Origin of the sequence: Aquibacillus sediminis (genome assembly GCF_005870085.1) — a bacterium.
Taxonomy (GTDB): Bacteria; Bacillota; Bacilli; order Bacillales; family Amphibacillaceae; genus Aquibacillus_E; species Aquibacillus_E sediminis.
Map to the genome: position 1 here is coordinate 25,150 of NZ_SZNM01000002.1, position 17,848 is coordinate 42,997.

General features: G+C 36.7%; 17 protein-coding genes. 13 read left to right on the forward strand and 4 right to left on the reverse strand.

Translation table 11 applies throughout. The features are described 5' to 3' along the window. Positions 1–9: 9 nt before the first annotated feature. The 8 genes from FCI53_RS01950 (at position 10) to FCI53_RS01985 (ending at position 7,776) form a co-directional block, all read left to right on the forward strand. Positions 10–519, forward strand: a complete 510-nt coding sequence (locus tag FCI53_RS01950) for a DUF4178 domain-containing protein (protein WP_138415312.1) — start codon at positions 10–12, stop codon at positions 517–519. Positions 520–533: 14 nt separating this feature from the next. Further along, a complete protein-coding gene (locus FCI53_RS01955; RefSeq protein ID WP_138415314.1) occupies positions 534–1,202 on the forward strand; it encodes a PspA/IM30 family protein in 669 nt (222 codons plus the stop codon). A 504-nt stretch (positions 1,203–1,706) separates the two neighbouring features. Continuing rightward, the gene (locus FCI53_RS01960; RefSeq protein WP_138415318.1) at positions 1,707–2,348 is read left to right on the forward strand and encodes a DUF4247 domain-containing protein; all 642 of its coding nucleotides are present in this window, start codon (positions 1,707–1,709) and stop codon (positions 2,346–2,348) included. A gap of 21 nt (positions 2,349–2,369) precedes the next feature. Continuing rightward, the gene (locus FCI53_RS01965; RefSeq protein WP_138415320.1) at positions 2,370–2,762 is read left to right on the forward strand and encodes a DUF350 domain-containing protein; all 393 of its coding nucleotides are present in this window, start codon (positions 2,370–2,372) and stop codon (positions 2,760–2,762) included. Positions 2,763–3,504: 742 nt separating this feature from the next. After that, positions 3,505–5,058, forward strand: coding sequence for a polyamine aminopropyltransferase (locus FCI53_RS01970; RefSeq protein WP_138415916.1), 1,554 nt, complete (start codon positions 3,505–3,507; stop codon positions 5,056–5,058). Between the two features lie 208 nt (positions 5,059–5,266). Continuing rightward, entirely contained in the window at positions 5,267–5,947 is a 681-nt protein-coding gene (locus FCI53_RS01975) for a metal-dependent hydrolase (protein ID WP_138415322.1), read from the forward strand. Between the two features lie 212 nt (positions 5,948–6,159). Next, complete coding sequence (locus FCI53_RS01980) at positions 6,160–6,387, forward strand: hypothetical protein (RefSeq protein ID WP_138415325.1); 228 nt, start codon at positions 6,160–6,162, stop codon at positions 6,385–6,387. Between the two features lie 75 nt (positions 6,388–6,462). Further along, the gene (locus tag FCI53_RS01985) at positions 6,463–7,776 is read left to right on the forward strand and encodes a DRTGG domain-containing protein (protein ID WP_138415327.1); all 1,314 of its coding nucleotides are present in this window, start codon (positions 6,463–6,465) and stop codon (positions 7,774–7,776) included. 68 nt (positions 7,777–7,844) lie between these two features. On the opposite strand, the gene FCI53_RS01990 is transcribed toward FCI53_RS01985, so the two are convergent. After that, the gene (locus FCI53_RS01990) at positions 7,845–8,147 is read right to left on the reverse strand and encodes a YtpI family protein (RefSeq protein ID WP_138415329.1); all 303 of its coding nucleotides are present in this window, start codon (positions 8,145–8,147) and stop codon (positions 7,845–7,847) included. 97 nt (positions 8,148–8,244) lie between these two features. On the opposite strand from FCI53_RS01990, the gene FCI53_RS01995 reads away from it, so the two are divergent. Next, positions 8,245–9,183, forward strand: a complete 939-nt coding sequence (locus FCI53_RS01995) for a DHH family phosphoesterase (protein WP_138415331.1) — start codon at positions 8,245–8,247, stop codon at positions 9,181–9,183. Positions 9,184–9,236: 53 nt separating this feature from the next. On the opposite strand, the gene FCI53_RS02000 is transcribed toward FCI53_RS01995, so the two are convergent. The 3 genes from FCI53_RS02000 to ytrH all read right to left on the reverse strand — a co-directional run bounded on the left by FCI53_RS02000 (position 9,237) and on the right by ytrH (position 10,374). Continuing rightward, on the reverse strand, positions 9,237–9,425 hold the full coding sequence (locus FCI53_RS02000; RefSeq protein WP_138415333.1) for a YtzJ family protein: 189 nt from the start codon (positions 9,423–9,425) through the stop codon (positions 9,237–9,239). 110 nt (positions 9,426–9,535) lie between these two features. Continuing rightward, complete coding sequence (gene ytrI / locus FCI53_RS02005; RefSeq protein WP_138415335.1) at positions 9,536–10,042, reverse strand: sporulation membrane protein YtrI; 507 nt, start codon at positions 10,040–10,042, stop codon at positions 9,536–9,538. Then, positions 10,042–10,374: a sporulation membrane protein YtrH gene (ytrH, locus tag FCI53_RS02010; protein ID WP_138415337.1), complete on the reverse strand. Its 333-nt coding sequence runs from the start codon at positions 10,372–10,374 to the stop codon at positions 10,042–10,044. The genes ytrI and ytrH overlap by 1 nt, the downstream gene beginning before the upstream one ends. 141 nt (positions 10,375–10,515) lie before the next feature. On the opposite strand from ytrH, the gene dnaE reads away from it, so the two are divergent. From dnaE to accA, 4 genes are all read left to right on the forward strand, one after another. After that, entirely contained in the window at positions 10,516–13,881 is a 3,366-nt protein-coding gene (gene dnaE / locus FCI53_RS02015) for a DNA polymerase III subunit alpha (protein WP_138415339.1), read from the forward strand. A 1,194-nt stretch (positions 13,882–15,075) separates the two neighbouring features. Further along, positions 15,076–15,684, forward strand: a complete 609-nt coding sequence (locus FCI53_RS02020; protein WP_138415341.1) for a FadR/GntR family transcriptional regulator — start codon at positions 15,076–15,078, stop codon at positions 15,682–15,684. A gap of 38 nt (positions 15,685–15,722) precedes the next feature. Continuing rightward, positions 15,723–16,580 carry an acetyl-CoA carboxylase, carboxyltransferase subunit beta gene (gene accD / locus FCI53_RS02025; protein ID WP_138415343.1) on the forward strand — a complete coding sequence of 286 codons (858 nt, stop codon included), beginning with the start codon at positions 15,723–15,725 and terminating at the stop codon, positions 16,578–16,580. Further along, entirely contained in the window at positions 16,577–17,530 is a 954-nt protein-coding gene (accA, locus tag FCI53_RS02030; RefSeq protein WP_138415345.1) for an acetyl-CoA carboxylase carboxyl transferase subunit alpha, read from the forward strand. The genes accD and accA overlap by 4 nt, the downstream gene beginning before the upstream one ends. Positions 17,531–17,848 lie beyond the last annotated feature (318 nt).

Consider the following 17,848-nt stretch of genomic DNA (forward strand, 5'->3'; position numbering starts at 1 on the left):
GTGCCATAAATGGGGTTATTTTCTAAGCTATTTTCTAAAAAGGAATCCCGTCCAACTGTAAAAGAACGCTCCCCACTATCGATCGAGGTGGGAGATATTGTTGTCTACGATTTAGTGGATTATGAAGTCGTTGGAAAAATTACGTACAGACAGGATTCCTATGAATGGTTTGGCTATCAATTGTTAGAAGGAAATAATACGATTTGGTTGGCTGCAGAAATGGATGATCAATTAGAATTAGGTATATACAAGAAAATTAACCTCTCTGTATCCCAACCATTTCCGAATCACCTAACATATGATGGCCGTAAGTATACATTGGAAGAGGAAGGTGAAGCACGAGTAGTAGGAGAGGGAAGAAGTAAAAATATAAACGGTAGAATTGCCCCGTTTGCGGATTATAGTGATGAAAATGAAGAGCACTTTTTAAGTGTAGAGGGTTGGGGAAGTGAGTTTGAAGTGAGTGTCGGCTACCCAATCGAAGCATATGAATTAAAAATTATTGCAGGAACTTATTAAAGGAGGATATATGTATGTTTAAAATGTTTAAGCGTGTAAAAACTGTCGTGAGTTCAGAATTAAATTCGATGCTTGATAAAGCGGAGGATCCAGTGAAAATGCTTGATCAGTTCATGAGAGATATGGAGTCTGACATAAGAGAAGTTGAAAGTTCAGTAGCAAAACAAATTGCAAATGAAAAAATGTTAAAACGTAAATATGATGATGCACAGGCACTTGTTGACAAGCGCCAATCACAAGCAGAACAAGCGATTGAAGCAGGAAATGAAGATTTAGCTCGCCGTGCTCTTCAAGATAAAAAAGATCAAGAAACGCAAGCAAACACACTAAAAGAATCATGGGAAAGAGCAAAGAGCGATTCAGATACATTAAGAACAAAATTGGATGAAATGAAAAAAGAATATCAAGACATGAAATTGAAGAAAGACTCCTTAAAGGCTAGAGCAGAGTCAGCTAAAACTCGTACAAAAATGAATCGGACGATGTCATCGATTGGCAATGATGAATCGAAGCGTGGTTTTGAACGTATGGAAGAAAAAGTATTGCGTTATGAAGCAGAAGCTGATACAAGTGAAGATTTATCAGCGGAGAGCAAGTCCTTAGATGATGAATTTGCTGATTTGGAAAAGGATGACGTCGATGATGAATTAGCTGCACTAAAAAAGAAAATGGGTAAAGAATAAATTTCAATCATTGTTTGGCTTTTTCAACGTATGGATAGACAAGAGGGTAAAGTATGATGTGAAATCCTTGTGACTGCATAAGTTGCAAGGGTTTCGTTCATCTTGAAACAGTATATCGAATCTTTTGCTAAGGCAAATATCTATGCGCGTGTTTTTTTGTCGTAAGGAATTCTACGTAGTAGTTAAGGTGAAGATGGAATAAAGGCCCAGTCCAACCTCAAATGGGGGTATTATGCTAAATAACGGATAGAGGTTTCGCATCGTAGAATGAACCGGTTCGTAATTCCGCTATTAGGCTCAAAAGTGGTGAAAATCGTTAAGGAAACGGCATATAGCGGAATAAGAAATCGTTTCCCATCCCAAAATGTGGGTGTTTAACGAAATAGCAAAATGAGGATCCGCTTCCATCCTAATCGAGAAGTGTTAAGTTGGAATTTCTATCGACTGCGACGTTTTATGTATATTAAACTTACAAAATAAACGGTTTGGAAAGGAGGGATCGTGATGTGGAAAAAGTATCTCTTCGCATTTACTATTTTACTTATATTACTTCTATTGTCTGCTTGTGGTACAGAGCAACCTAGTGTATCTGTAGATGATATTCCTGATGAACCGTCTAAACAAGAACTAATGGAGCAAATTGAACAAACGAACGCAACAAGTATAAAATCAATTATAGCAGATAACTTTTTCTTATTAGATACTGTAGAGGGTTCAAATAATGATAAGGCGGATGTTTATGCAACAAGAGCCTTTTCTGTTTCTGAACTAGTAGATTTGGTTGCAAATAAACGTACACCAGAAGAAAAAAGTGATTTAAAAGATAATCAACAGATTTTAATCTATCCAAATCACTTCGTTACGTTTAAACAAAGTGAGGAAGATGCAACTGTCACTTTAATAGAAGTTGCAAGCAATTCTTTTGTCCGCAATAATTATTCGCCTAACTTTTTAAGTACTTATTTTGCGATTCGATTATTAGACAACGTGCTTGGTGTTAATAATTGGGCAAATAAGCGCAGGAATAGTTGTCAGAGTGGCGACTGTTATGGTGGTTATACAGTGCCAAAAAGTAATAATAGTGGGTCTAGCTTAAAACGTGGACTATCAACATTTCGTGGTGGTGGCCCAAGTGTTGGAAAATAATAAAGGAGGTTAAGGAATAAAATGGAAGCATTTATCGCTACGTTTATTTATTTTCTTATTGCAATTATTGTTGTATTAATAGGGTTAGTAATTTTCGAATATATAACTAAGTATAAAGATTGGGATGAAATTGAAAACGGAAATCAAGCAGTTGCTCTATCTATTGCAGGAAAAATAATTGGAATTTGTATTATTCTATCTTTTGCAATCTACCATAGTATTTCTGTATGGGAAACAGTCATATGGGGTGGTTATGGTGTTATTTTACAGGTGATTGCCTATTTATTATTTGAAGGTTTGACAAGAAAGTTTTCTGTTGAGCAGAAGTTAAAAGAGAATAATATTGCAGTTGGTATTATAACATTGGCTGTTTCCATTGGTTTAGCATTTGTTATCGGTGCATCCATTACATAAACATATTGTAAATTTATTAGGTCTGGTCCTATTGCAAGGACCAGGCCTTACCTTTTACAAACACCAGTTTTTACTCAAGAATATTGTCTACAACGTATTTGCTGTATTATACGACATAACTAGGCTCTATTTACTTTCTTACATTCTGATTGAAATAAGTGCGAATATACCGTTCCGGTAGAATACTACGCTTTCCATGGGCACGGCCTCAGCTAACTTGGTAAAGATAACCCCTTTACCAAGTGGATCTTCGACTCGTGCTGTTCCCAAAGGACAAGGAACGCTTCAGCAGCGATACATCGCACGAAGAAAATTGGTTTGTATTTTCGAGGAGTCTTCGTATTCTGCCTCCACTTGGACTAGTTTTCTGATTGAGATAAGTGATTGCACCATATAAAGACATTCATTTGATACACTATTCTTAATCCAACAGTTTCTAATATATAAAATTTTTTAGGCCAATTTCTACAAAAATTCAGAGCCGCGAATTAGCGGAGGCAATACACGGAGACTCCTGTGGGACTAGTGGCATCGGTGAGACCCCGCAGTGAGGCACGAACGAGGAGGCTCACCAGCCCCCCACGGAAAGCGTAGTGTATTGCCGTAGCGAATTTTTAGCACTCATCTTTTAGAGGAAGTGGCGAGTTATGTCGTATAATACAGCTTATGTGTAGCATCAATAATAAATTAGAAAAGAATTTTCATAAGGTAGAACTTTAGATATAGATTATACGGAGTGATCGTGTTGAATGAAAAAGCAGTGAAACAAAGCCATTTTATTTATTGGGCATCAGGAATTGTATCTATTTGTGGTATTATATTTGAAGTATTATTTGGTGCGCTAGGATCCTATATTTTAGGTGATGGCGTGAAGCAATATACGCTAACGATTTCATTATTTTTAACAGGGATGGGAATTGGAGCAAGCCTTAGTGAAAAGGTATTAAAACATTTAGTAATTGCATTTGTTTATATCGAATTTATGGTTGCTTTAATTGGTGGATTTTCAAGCTTTATCATGTTTGGGATCACCGCTTTTTCACCGGCAGGATCAGATGCCTTGGTATTATATTTGATTACACTTATTGTTGGTGCGTTAACAGGCGTGGAATTACCTATTTTAATACGCAAAGCAAATGAAATTGGTGTTTCCCTTAATAGAAGTACGGCACGTGTCTTATTTTCTGATTATGCTGGTGGATTAATCGGGGGATTGCTATTTGCGTTTTTATTACGCCCGCAATTGGGGATGGTAAAAACAGCCTTTTTAGTTGGTTTAATTAATCTAACTGTGGCAATGATTGTTTTGTGGTTATTTAGAAAGGAAATTGCGAAAGTGACGGTCCATTTTGTGGTTGGGGGAGTTATTGCCGTATTACTTCTGTTAGGGTTACTGTTTGGACAAGCAATGGCATTGACATTTGAACAAAAGTTATATCAAGATCCGATTATACATATGGAAGATAGTAACTATCAAAAAATTGTTGTGACCAAAGATAAGCAAGATGTGCGCCTTTATTTAAATGGAGGTTTACAATTTAGTTCAATCGATGAATACCGCTATCATGAAGTGTTGGTTCATCCAACGATGGCTCAAGCGGAGAAACATAATCAAGTTTTGGTGCTTGGTGGTGGTGATGGTGTAGCAGTAAAAGAATTACTGAAATATGATGATATCCAACAAATAACAGTAGTTGATTTAGATCCGGCGGTAGTCGAGTTAGCTAATAATAATTCACATTTATTAGAACTGAATAATGGAGCATTGCAACATGACAAGGTAAAAGTTATGAATCAAGATGCTTTTAATTTTTTAGAGGAAGCAGATACTTGGTATGATGTCATCATCGTAGATTTACCAGATCCTAATGATGAAAGTTTAAATAAATTATATACAAAGGAATTTTATTCGTTAGCTCGAAATCACTTAGTACCTGGTGGTGCAATGATGGTACAAGCAACGAGCCCTGTATTTGCAACCGAAGTGTATTGGACAATTTCGGAAACGATCGCCTCTACTGGATTTCATACTGAAAACCTACATGTTGATGTGCCAAGTTTTGGTAATTGGGGGTTTGTATTAGCTAGCCGTGATCCAGTTGAGCTATCCGATTTAGAATTTTCCGTTTCAACTAGATTTTTAACAACTGAGGTTTTACAAGGGCTAACATTGTTTGGCAAAGATGAAGATAAACACATTGAGAAGGATAATGGTCGAATAAAAGAAATCAAACCAAATACATTAATCGATCCACGATTAATTCAAATCTATGAAAAGGAATGGGAGTACTATTAAAAGTTTATCCCCACATGTAATTGGTAGTAAGACATCATTTCAATCTATGAGTTAAAACAAAGAAGATAAGGAAAAAGTTTTTTTTAGCTAATAATTAGACAGGAGCCACCTTTACGTTTTATCCTTAACATAGGTGATTTATGGGTATAGGTGTTAAAGGGTTATACTATACTTAATTAGTAAAATGAAGAAAGGGAGAGATCTACTAATGAAAGTTTCGTTTCACGGTCAATCAGTTGTTCAAGTTCAAACGGAAACACATCAAATCATTATCGACCCGTTTATTTCTGGAAATGGAACATGTGATTTAGATGCAAATGAAGTACAACCAGATGTCATTTTACTTACACATGGTCATAATGATCATGTTGGAGACACCATAGATATAGCCAAGAGAACAAATGCATTAGTTGTAGCACCTAATGAATTGGCAAACTATTTAGGGGAAAGAGGATTAAATACTCATCCTATGCATATTGGCGGGGCACATCAATTTGATTTTGGAAAGGTTAAACTGACACAGGCATTCCATGGTTCGGCATTTGTCGATGAAAACGGAAAGAGTATCTATACGGGAATGCCTGCAGGGATTCTACTAACAGTCGAAGGGAAAACAATTTATCATGCAGGTGACACCGCGTTATTCTCTGACTTGAAATTAATAGGTGAGTTGAATGACATTGAACTAGCATTCTTACCAATAGGTGATAACTTTACGATGGGACCTGAGGATGCTTTAATTGCAGCGGAGTGGGTGAATGCCAAACAAGTAGTCCCGATCCATTACAATACATTTCCGTTAATTGAGCAAGATGGAGATGCTTTTGCAAGCAAGGTTAAACCTGGTAAAGGTGTTGCACTAAAACCTGGTGAAGGAATGGAACTATAATGAAACAAGGTAAAAAAGCACTCAGATGCAAAATGCATCTGAGTGCTTTTTTGTGAAACTAAATCTGCTATGTCAAGTTGTAAATGTGTATAGATGGTGGATAGTACCTAAACAATTGCAACAATAATTCAAGTCATGAAACTGTACAAGTATTCATATTCATCAACCATAGGTGACTTTTAATTTAAATACAACAGGAGGTGAGGTTAGAAGTGAAACAGTATGCTTTATTACGCATTTTGTTAGCCTGTTTATGTTTATACATTGCATGGCCCAATATACATGGTGAACCGTCACAGTTAGCATCGATGTTTTGGGCAGGTTGGCTAGCATTTTTCCTGTTGGTTGTAGGGGCAAACTTTGCTACATTGCTAAAAATGACTCGACCACCTGTCATGGAACAAGAATCAAAAAAGCAATATCAAACTGGAAAAAATTGATACAATCTCTTTTCATCTGTATAATAACAAGTAAGTACAATCAAGTAGTACAGATGGAAAGAATGGTGAAACAGGTTGGCAACCAAACATGAACAGATTCTCTTATTTATTGAATCACTTAAAGTAGGAAATAAAATATCAGTTAGACAAATCGCAAAAGAACTGAATGTTAGTGAAGGTACAGCATATCGAGCAATCAAAGAAGCTGAAAACCAAGGGTTAGTAAGTACGATCGAACGAGTTGGTACAATCCGAATTGAACGAAAGAAAAAAGAAAACTTTGAGAACCTAACTTTTGCAGAAATTATTAGTATTGTTGATGGTCAAGTGTTGGGTGGACGTGAAGGCTTATATAAGACATTAAATAAATTTGTCATTGGTGCAATGAAACTAGAAGCGATGATGCGTTATACAGAAAGAGATTCATTGCTTATTGTAGGGAATAGAGTTGAGGCACATGAGCTTGCATTAGAAGAAGGTGCCGCTGTTTTAATTACTGGTGGATTTGATACCGACGATCATGTTAAAACATTGGCAGATCAAAAGAAACTTCCAATTATTTCTACTAGTTATGATACGTTTACAGTTGCTGCAATGATCAATCGCGCTATTTATGATCAGTTAATTAAAAAGGAAATTGTCTTAATTGGAGATATATACACTCCTTTTTCAGAAACAAATTATTTAACCAATCACGACCGAATTGAACAATGGTTTGAGTTAAATGAAGCGACAACACATAGTAGGTATCCAGTTGTAGATGAAAACCTTCGTGTTACAGGTATGGTAACGTCAAAAGATGTGATTGGTCGTGATAAGGCGCTTTCGATTACGAAAGTGATGACAAAAAATCCAATGACAGTGATAAAAGAAACGTCATTAGCATATGCGGCACATATGATGGTTTGGGAAGGAATTGAAATTATGCCTGTCGTTGATTCTAATCATAAATTAGAAGGCTTAATTTCTAGACAAGATGTATTAAAAGCGTTACAACATATTCAGCGCCAACCACACGTTGGAGATACGATTGATGATCTCGTAACTCGTGAATTAAAAGATATTTCAGCAGATACAAATCAAGCTGTTTATCAGTCACTCGTAACCCCACAAATGACAAACCAGTTAGGTACATTATCGTACGGTGTGTTTATTTCAATTGTAACGGAAGCGGGAAGTCGTTTGCTACGTCAACTAAAAAAAGGTGACTTAGTTGTTGAAAATCTTTCTGTCTATTTTATCAAGCCTGTGCAATTAGAAAGCATCTTAGAAATAAAACCTCGGATCCTTGAAATGGGGAGAAAGACGGCAAAAGTTGATGTGGAAGTATTTACAGATAAAGAGTTAGTTGGTAAAACAATGTTAATGGCCCAATTAATTGACAGATAAATGTGAAGTTTTACTTTTATGTTTTTCCTCAACAAAAAAAGAACCCTTGTGACTAATCAAGGGTTCTATTAAGAGCTGGCTATAGATTTGCGATTATTTAATTGCTGGCGGTAGTGGCTTGCGCGTTTGATTCCACTATATATTTGGATAATACCGAGTAGCAAAAAGATCAGTGTGACATAGAGAGCAATATTTGTTTGGTAATACATATATTGATTAATACCAAAGAACGCGATAAAAATACCTAAGAAAATACGGGCTTTAGAGTTCGTGTAAACTTGCGTAAGTTGATCCTTACTTCTTAGAATAGTTACTTTATAATAAATATAAAGCATTAAAGATACTATAATAACAATAGGGAAAATGATCATAAATCCTATCTACTCCTTCCAACATTTGAACTTTTACCATTGTAGCTTGTTTTAAGAAATATTGCTAGAAAATTGAATAAATAAAGGAGCCATGTAAATGAATGAACAACTACATATTATTAATAAAATTAAAGAGTATCAAACGATTATAATTCATCGACATGTTCGACCAGATCCAGATGCTTATGGGGCACAAGGAGCATTAGCTGAGCTTATTCGTTATTCTTTTCCAACCAAACAAGTATATATTGTTGGGGATGAAGATCCATCATTAGCGTTTTTGTTAACGATGGATGAGATACCAGATGATACTTATCAAGATGCCCTTGTTATTGTTTGTGACACAGCTAATCAAGCGCGAATCGCTGACCAAAGATATGCGATGGGGAAAGAGTTAATAAAAATTGATCACCATCCGATTGTTGATGATTATGGAGACTGTTCATGGGTAGATACCAATTCAAGTTCGACAAGTGAAATGATTTATGAATTATTGGTTATTGGGCAGGAACAAGGATTGAAGTGTAACCAAAGAGCTGCAGAACTTATGTATAGTGGTATTGTAGGAGATACTGGTCGTTTCTTATTTCCAAGTACAACAGATAGGACATTTCGAGTTGCATCAGAACTAGTGTCATATGGGTTTGATCGTACGAAACTGTATGATCAACTGTATAATACGAAATTACATATTGCTCGGTTTAAAGGATATATTTTACAAAATATAGAGATTTCTGAATCAGGTGTTAGCACGATTACCATTACAAAAGATACATTGAGTGAATTTGGAATGACACCACTGGAAACAAGTCAGTTGGTGGGAGTTTTAGGAGATATTGAAGGTGTACGTGTTTGGGCATTCTTCGTTGAAGAAGAGGATATGATTAGGGTTCGCATGCGTTCAAATGGACCAGTGATTAATAAGGTTGCGGAAAAATATAATGGCGGAGGGCACCCAATGGCTTCAGGTGCAACAATTTATCGCTGGGAAGAAAAACAATCGGTGATTGACGACTTGGAAGCTGTCTGTCGTTGATAATTAAAAAAGGGGACTACCCACGGTATTTATTACGGGGAAGTCCTCTTTTATTACTGATTCTGTTCAGGAAAAAACCAACAGCCGTTGTCTGTTACTTCACAAATAACAGGCATTTGTTGATCCTCTATTTCACGATTGAGGCGTTGAACGAGATCATCAGATTCTGCAAAGGCATTATAACCATTGTTTAGTCTATCTATTTTTTCTTTAACCATAAGGCGACGGCTTAAAACAAACATTACAAACCACTCCCTTACGTTTTTTAATTTTTCCTATTTATAGTATATACAAATTCGAGTGTGTTTTGCATGTCTGTTGTAAAAATTCAAAAAATATTCATATCTAGCGATTAGTTTGCTAACGTTAATTCTACTTTAACATTTAAGCTTTCTGATATTAATAATAGTTGTCTCACGGAGGCATTATAAGTAAAGTCGTCAACTTTATAAGTTTTATTTTGAATAGTGGATAGTACTAATTCGGAGTTTTGGGCAATTGTTTCAATATCCTCTCCGATAATACTTTTAATTTGTTCTTTAATCATTTCTTCTAGTTGGTGCACAATCAAACTGTCCAACTTTAGATCTTTTTCGTTGTTAATAGATACTTCAATTTCATTAATGGTAATTTTCTGTTGGGATTGTTGGTCTAATTTTTTTTTATCTTCTTCTAAAATTTCATAGTTATTTCGTAATGTATTTAGTTCAGAACGTAAGGTTAAGTTTTCTTCCACCCATCTTTCATAAAAATGTCCATACATATAAACAAAAATAATAAAAGCTAAAATTGCGCCGATAAAAGTACCTGCAAAGAACCGCTGCCAGCTTTCTTTTTTGTAGTAGGGAGGAATGTGCATTATTCAATATCCTCCTGTGTAAACCATTCAATAAGGAGAAGTGCGGTCTGAACACCACCCATTGCGATTACAATCAACAATACTTGTTTAACAATATCAATGGTTGATCCTTCAAAGATACCTTTCTCAAAATTTGAGATTGCATCAAATGTACCACCAATAGCAGCGACTACTGCCCATATTCTTAAGCTTTTAGCGATTCTTCCCATCAGTGTTAAGGGAGGTTCACCAGTTGCAAAGGCACCAATACTACCAATAATGGAACCACCCATAATCACACCTAATGCAATAAAATAACATTGAATCATTGAGGAAATGAAACGTTCTTCCATGATGCCCGCTCCCTTTGGTCTCTATATCATATAGCGTTATGCTTCTGTTTAATACTATGATGATCATAGACAAGTTATGTTTAATGATTTCATAGAAGCGGGTGATTCAGCTATAATAAAAGAAAGAAGGTGGGGAGAACAATGGGCTTTACACATTTACAAGTGCGAAGTGGATATAGCTTAATGACCAGTACAATTAAAATTAATAAATTAGTAAGTAAAGCCAAGGAAAGTGGCTTTACTTCTTTAGCATTGACTGATGAAGGTGTCATGTATGGGGCTGTTTCGTTTTATCAAGCATGTCAACAAGCGGGAATTAAGCCTATCATTGGCATGACAGTACCAGTGAATGATGAGGACATGGAAGAAAGTGCGAATTGTATTATTTTGGCTAAAAATAAACAAGGCTATCAAAACCTCCTGAAGCTTAGTTCTCATCTCCAATTGCAAGATAAAAAAGGTATTACTAAGACGGATATAGCCAATTATCTTGAAGAAGTATTTGTCATATTACCTGTATTTCAATCACCAATTGCTCGATTATTGCATCAACAAAATGAAGAAGGTGTTAGTTCTTATTTAAAAGAGTGGAAAACTTGTGTTAACAGTGAGGATTTATATCTAGGTATTTCTCCAGTATCAGAATCACAACAAAAACAAGTTGTCCAATCCATTAAACACTTACATAAACAGTGGGATATACCTGTAACAGCTGTTGGTGATGTCCGCTACTTATCCTATACAGACGAAGCAGCATATCGATGTTTACTAGCGATGAAACATGGGCAGTCATGGTCTTATGATCAAAACGAACCACTAACCAATAGCCGCCATTTAAGAACAAATGAAGAAATACAACAAGAATTTGAACACCTTTGGCCTGAGATAGTATCTGAGACGGAATTGATCGCTGATAAATGCAACGTAGTTCTCAGTTTTGATCAACGAATGATACCTTCGTATCCAGTTCCGCAAGGGGAATCGGCGGAGAATTATTTAGAACAGCTATGTACCAAACAATTTGCAGTTAAATATGGTTCGGCGAACGAAAAAGTGAAACGACGTTTACAATACGAATTGCAAATTATTCAATCAATGCAGTTTAGTGATTATTTTTTAATCGTGTGGGATTTTATCCGTTTTGCTAAAAAGGAAGGAATCATGGTTGGACCTGGTAGAGGGTCTGCTGCTGGATCACTTGTTGCGTACCTGTTGGGGATAACAGATATTGATCCAATCAAATACGATTTGTTATTTGAACGATTTCTTAACCCAGAACGAGTGACAATGCCCGATATTGATGTGGATTTTTCAGATCATCGTAGGGATGAAGTGATTCGTTATGTGCGTGATAAGTATGGTGCAGAACACGTTGCGCAGATTGTTACATTCGGTACGTTTGCAGCACGTTCTTTATTACGTGAATTAATTAAAACAATGGAGATTGCAGAGCAAGATGCAACCTTTATCTTAAAGGAAGTACCTGCTCAAGGTTCAAAATCAATCGTCGAAAGTGTTCAAGCATCAAAAGCATTGATTGATTATGTGAAACAATCTAAAACGTTACAAGTTCTTTTTAAGATCGCGTCAAAGTTAGAAGGGTTACCAAGGCATATTTCTACTCATGCTGCAGGTGTTGTAATTAGTAAAGAACCGTTAACTGAACACGTACCAGTAACTGCATCACAGGGAGAGATGATGCTTACCCAATATGCAATGAAAGAGCTAGAAGCAATTGGATTATTGAAAATGGACTTTCTTGGGTTGCGCAATTTAACAATAATGGAAAAAATTGTTACTTCAATACGCAAACATACAGGAAAGGTTGTTAAGTTAAATGAAATTCCTTTAGATGATCAAAAAACATATGCTTTGCTACAACAAGGAAAAACGAATGGGATTTTCCAATTGGAATCACAAGGGATGCAACAAGTCTTAACCACTATGAAACCAACTCGGTTTGAAGATGTGGTTGCTGTTAATGCGCTCTATCGACCGGGGCCAATGGAGTTTATTCCAACATATATTAAGCGGAAGAAGCAACAAGAAAAAGTTAGATACCCACATCAAGATCTAGAACCAATTTTAAACTATACATTTGGTGTTCTAATTTACCAAGAACAGATCATGCAAATAGCAAACAAAATGGCAGGTTTCTCACTAGGACAAGCAGATTTATTGAGGAGGGCAGTTAGTAAGAAACAAAAAGACGTGCTGATCGAACAACAACAGCTATTTGTGCAAGGGTGTCTTAAAAATGGTTATAGTACCAAGGTTGCTGAAGAAGTGTATCAGTGGATTGTTCGGTTTGCCAACTATGGGTTTAACCGAAGTCATGCTGTTGCATACAGTGCAATTTCATACCAGTTAGCTTATTTAAAAGCGCATTACGCCCCATTCTTTTTATCTGAATTAATTAGTTCTATCACTGGTAATCATGATAAAATTCGCCTATATTTACGTGAGATGAAGGAACATCATATTTCGTTGTTACCTCCTTCCATCAATAAAAGCTTTGGCAAATTTACAGTTGAGAATGGTCAAATTAGAATGGGATTGGCTTCCATTAAAGGTATCGGCCACCAAGTAATAAGAGAAATTATTACTATTCGAAAAGATCGTCCATTCAAGCATTTGTACGACTTTTGTTTACGGATTCCACTACATATTGTAAATCGTCAAGCAATTGAGTCTTTGATATTAGCGGGGGCTTTTGATGAAACACATGCCAATCGTGCCAGTTTGTTAGCCTCGCTTGACCAAGCAATGGAACAAGGGGAATTGTTTAAGGAGTTTGAAGACCAACCTTCTTTCTTTCAATCGGATATTGAATTGGATGCAACTTATATAGATATGGAACCTTTTTCACAAATGAAAAAATTAGCTTTTGAAAAGGAACTCATGGGTGTTTATGTTTCAAGTCATCCGTTACTTCAATATCGAAAAGACTTACGCGCAAATGGATATTTAAGTATCGCTGAATTAAAGACGTTTACAGCAAAAAATAATATGAAATTGAGTGCTGTGATTCAATCAATCAAGTCCATTCGGACAAAACGTGGTGATCCAATGGCATTTTTGACATTAGGTGATGAAACAGAGGAGATTGATGCTGTTCTGTTTCCAGATCTCTATCGCAATATCAATCGCTGGCTTCAGGAAGAAATGATCATTGTGGCAAAAGGAAAAATAGAAGAAAGAAATAATCGAATTCAATTTGTAGTTGCCGAAATGGAGCCCTTTTCAGACGAGTCTCTAATTAACAAACAAGAGAACAAAAAGTTGTTTATTAAAGTCGAAGAGGAACACGAACAAGAGACACTTGACAAGCTAAGAAGTATTGCTAACCGTTATCCAGGAGAGTCACCAGTACTTATCTATCACCAGCAAACAAGGAAAACCTATCAACTTGGTGTTGACTATAACTTAAATTTAAATGGAGCATGTGTTAGGGATCTGTATCAATACTTTACTAAGGAACAAATCGCTATTACACAGCCTAAATAGGAACAGTCACGCTATTGATAAATGTTTTTGTATGATCGAACAATCGTCGTGATTTGTAATTGCTGTTGCGCAGTAACTGTAAAAATTTAATTCTGATTGCAGCGAGTGTTTATACCATCGCTAAGGCAGAATACTATGCTTTCCATGGGCACGGCCTCGGGCCAACAGGATGTTGGTCACGCAGGCGTTGTCACAGGACGTGACGATCTTAGCCTAGGTTCCTTTACCAAGTGGATCTTCGGCTCGCGCTGTTCCCATAGGACAAGGAAGGCTTCGGCAGCGATACTTCGCACGAAGAAAATTGTACTTTATTTTCGAGGAGTCTCCGTATTCTGCCTTCGCTGGTATAAGTTTTCTGATTTATAAGATTGTAGATCGGTAAAGGCAATATTGTATACAACGTTATGCTCTAAGCGCATCATTAGCATTAAAGCAATTAAGCCACTTTCTATAAAAATTCATAGCTCACCAACAGCGGAGGCAATACACGGAGACTCCCGAGGCCCGACGAGGGTCATGCAGGCGTTGTCCGACAAGGACGGTTTTAGCCTGTGGTCCTTAATTCATCATAGGTGAGACCCCGCAGCGAGGGACGAGCGAGGAGCTCATCAGCCGCCCGTGGAAAGCGTAGTGTATTGCCGCAGCGCCGTTCAGCACTAATCTTATTAAGAATGGACGGAAGTCATGTGGAGAAATGTCGTATAATACAGCTTATGTTTCACCAAAACGCTTCTTTTGAACAGTTTTTTATCCCGGTGCAACCGTCCGTAATACTCCCTCTTCATAAACATGAAAGTAAACTGAAAATGTTTAAAAGGGAGTAAACGGACGCTAACACCCCGATTCGTTCAACTAACAATCAGTGGGGGAAGGGCAAAAACCCCCACTGATTGAAGCTTCACTTTATGAGATACAGATAGGTGTATGTATCGATTACGAAAGTGCACACCGTCCATGTGAACAAAATCTCAAACAATAGGAGATGTTGCCGAAAATTGGTAGATTTATTTACGCTACTTTACATGGAATGAGCATCTGATATAATGTAATAGCTAGGTGGTCTGACCAATTAGGAAGATTATTGATTGGTTAACGAGCGTTAAGAATATCTTTATTTATTTTGATTATAATGGAAGCTAAACATTGCTAATTCATTAAAGAAACAACTCCGCATGAAGGGTGATCGTTACATAAATGTCCACAAAAGTGAAGGTTTATGAAGAGGTCTTAAAACAAATACAAACTTTAATTTATAATAAAAAACTATCACCTGGTGATCGCTTACCATCAGAGCGGGAACTTGCAGAACAACTAAATGCAGGTAGATCTTCTGTTCGTGAAGCTTTACGTGCGATTGAATTATTAGGGTTAATTGAAACACGTAGAGGAGAAGGAACTTTTTTACGGACTTACCGCACTTATCATTTAGTTGAATTGTTAGCATCATTTATTTTGCAGGAGCCGAAATCAAAACAGGAGATATTGCTATCAAAACGAATACTTGAAAAAGAGGCTGTTAAATTAGCAATTCAAAGTATGGATCAGAAAAACATAGAGGGATTACAAACTGTGTTGCATCAAGAACAAAATCAACAACAAAAGCACTACGCATTCTTTTCGATTATTTTTAGTCTAGCAGATAACTATTTATTACAAAAGATTTGGGAAGTAATGGAACAGTTCTCCCATACCATTAATGAGTATGACTATAATGATGAATTTTATCATAAGTTGCTCATCATCTATAAAAACCAACAGTTGGAGAACATAGAAGATTTATTTAATAACCTTAGTCTAAATTGATTTAAGAATAGAGGTTTGCGTAAAAGGAGGACTATCTCTTGTTGAAAGATTTCTTTAAGAAAAAAAGGTATGCATCAATCCCAAGAGAGGAAGCTAAACAAGACGTTCCTGAAGGGTTAATGAAAAAATGTCATGGTTGCAAAAAAATATATTACAGAAAAGAAATGAAGAAAAACTTAAATGTATGTCCTAATTGTGGGTACCATCATCAGCTGACAGCATTTGAGCGTATTGATAGTTTGATTGATGAAGGGACTTTCCAACAATGGGATCAAGAATTACTATCCAAAAACCCGCTTCAATTTCCAGATTATGAACAAAAGTTGGAAAAGGATAGAAAGAAAACGAGCTTAAATGAAGCTGTTGTGACAGGAAAAGGCAAAATTGATGGTTATGAAACAGCGATTGCGGTCATGGATAAACGGTTTAGAATGGGGAGCATGGGTTCGGTTGTTGGTGAAAAAATAGCACGAGCTATCGAAAATGCTCGAGAACAATCCCTTCCATTTATTATTTTCACAGCATCGGGCGGAGCTAGAATGCAGGAAGGTGTACTTAGTTTGATGCAAATGGGAAAAACGTCTGTTGCAGTACAAAGGTTTAGCCGGTCAGGTGGATTAATGATTTCTGTTATGACAAATCCAACTACTGGTGGTGTATCTGCAAGTTTTGCCTCCTTAGGTGACTATAATTTTGCTGAACCAGGAGCATTAATTGGATTTGCAGGTCGACGTATTATTGAACAAACTATTAGAGAAAAGTTACCAGATGATTTTCAAACGGCTGAATTTCAGTTGAAACATGGACAAGTGGATAAAGTAGTACCGAGAGATGAAATGAAAGATTTATTTACGACATTACTTGACCTTCATCAGCCACAGGGGGGTAAATCGTGAAACAAGTGTTAGAATTTGAGAAGCCTGTACTAGAATTACGTGACAAAATACAAGATTTAAAAGAGATGACAAAAGCTAGTGACATCGATTTATCCAAAGAGATTACGACATTAGAAAGTCGTTTAGAGAAGCTTGAAGAGGATATATATGGTAATTTGAGTCCGTGGAACAGGGTGCAAATCGCCAGACATTCTGATCGTCCCACAACACTTGATTATGTTGACTATCTCTTTACAGATTTTATTGAATTCCATGGGGATCGCTTATTTGGTGATGATGAAGCGATTGTTACAGGAATTGGGAAATATAAAGGAGAGCCTGTTACCATTATAGGTCATCAGCGTGGAAAAGATACGAAAGAGAACCTTAATCGAAACTTTGGTATGCCACATCCTGAAGGGTATCGGAAGGCATTGCGCCATATGCACCAAGCTGATAAATTTAACCGACCAATTGTGACTTTTATTGATACGAAAGGTGCGTATCCTGGTAAAGCAGCCGAAGAGCGTGGTCAAAGTGAAGCAATTGCCCGGAATCTGATGGAAATGTCTGGTTTACATGTACCCATCATTTGTATTGTTATTGGTGAAGGTGGAAGTGGTGGAGCACTAGGCCTAGGTATTGGTGATCATGTTCACATGCTTGAAAACTCTACTTATTCTGTCATTTCACCAGAAGGCGCGGCGACGATTTTATGGAAGGATGCTGCTCTTGCGCAACGTGCAGCAGAGTCATTAAAAATCACATCCTATGATTTACAAGAACTTGGCGTGATTGATGAAGTGATTGCTGAACCTAGAGGTGGAGCACATCGAAGTGTGCAACAACAATCAGAATTAATCGATGCTGTCTTACAAGATTCTTTAGCAAAATTAAAAAACTTAAATACGGAAGAATTACTTGAGCATAGATGGGAAAAATATAAACAAATAGGTGAGCTAAGTAACTAATTTATCCGCATGTGATCGGCATTAGGACCCACACTTTAAGCTTACGAGGTAAAACCAATGAGGTAATGTGGGATAACTGCGAGTAAATGTCTGAATCTGTTCAAGGGGCCTGCGGATCTCTCCTTGTGTTGTAATCAATCAGTGGGGACGACAGTCTTTCTCACTGATCGAGTTTCAGTATAGAGTCCATTTCAAGTAATTTGTATATGACTTACCCTTGTCAAAGCTTTGACAAGGGTAAATTGTGTAAAGAAGAAAAGTTTGAACTAAAATTGTAAGATTTTAGGATGTGTTTTTTTAGGCATTGATGTATAATCT

Coding starts and splice junctions, on each gene's coding strand:
- ytrH (WP_138415337.1), bottom strand. CDS start 10,374: ATGGAAGAACGTTTCATTTCCTCAATGATTCAATGTTATTTTATTGCA.
- dnaE (WP_138415339.1), top strand. CDS start 10,516: ATGGGCTTTACACATTTACAAGTGCGAAGTGGATATAGCTTAATGACC.
- FCI53_RS01975 (WP_138415322.1), top strand. CDS start 5,267: ATGAAAGTTTCGTTTCACGGTCAATCAGTTGTTCAAGTTCAAACGGAA.
- FCI53_RS01960 (WP_138415318.1), top strand. CDS start 1,707: ATGTGGAAAAAGTATCTCTTCGCATTTACTATTTTACTTATATTACTT.
- ytrI (WP_138415335.1), bottom strand. CDS start 10,042: ATGCACATTCCTCCCTACTACAAAAAAGAAAGCTGGCAGCGGTTCTTT.
- FCI53_RS02000 (WP_138415333.1), bottom strand. CDS start 9,425: ATGTTTGTTTTAAGCCGTCGCCTTATGGTTAAAGAAAAAATAGATAGA.
- FCI53_RS01990 (WP_138415329.1), bottom strand. CDS start 8,147: ATGATCATTTTCCCTATTGTTATTATAGTATCTTTAATGCTTTATATT.
- FCI53_RS01965 (WP_138415320.1), top strand. CDS start 2,370: ATGGAAGCATTTATCGCTACGTTTATTTATTTTCTTATTGCAATTATT.
- FCI53_RS02020 (WP_138415341.1), top strand. CDS start 15,076: ATGTCCACAAAAGTGAAGGTTTATGAAGAGGTCTTAAAACAAATACAA.
- FCI53_RS01955 (WP_138415314.1), top strand. CDS start 534: ATGTTTAAAATGTTTAAGCGTGTAAAAACTGTCGTGAGTTCAGAATTA.
- FCI53_RS01995 (WP_138415331.1), top strand. CDS start 8,245: ATGAATGAACAACTACATATTATTAATAAAATTAAAGAGTATCAAACG.
- FCI53_RS01950 (WP_138415312.1), top strand. CDS start 10: ATGGGGTTATTTTCTAAGCTATTTTCTAAAAAGGAATCCCGTCCAACT.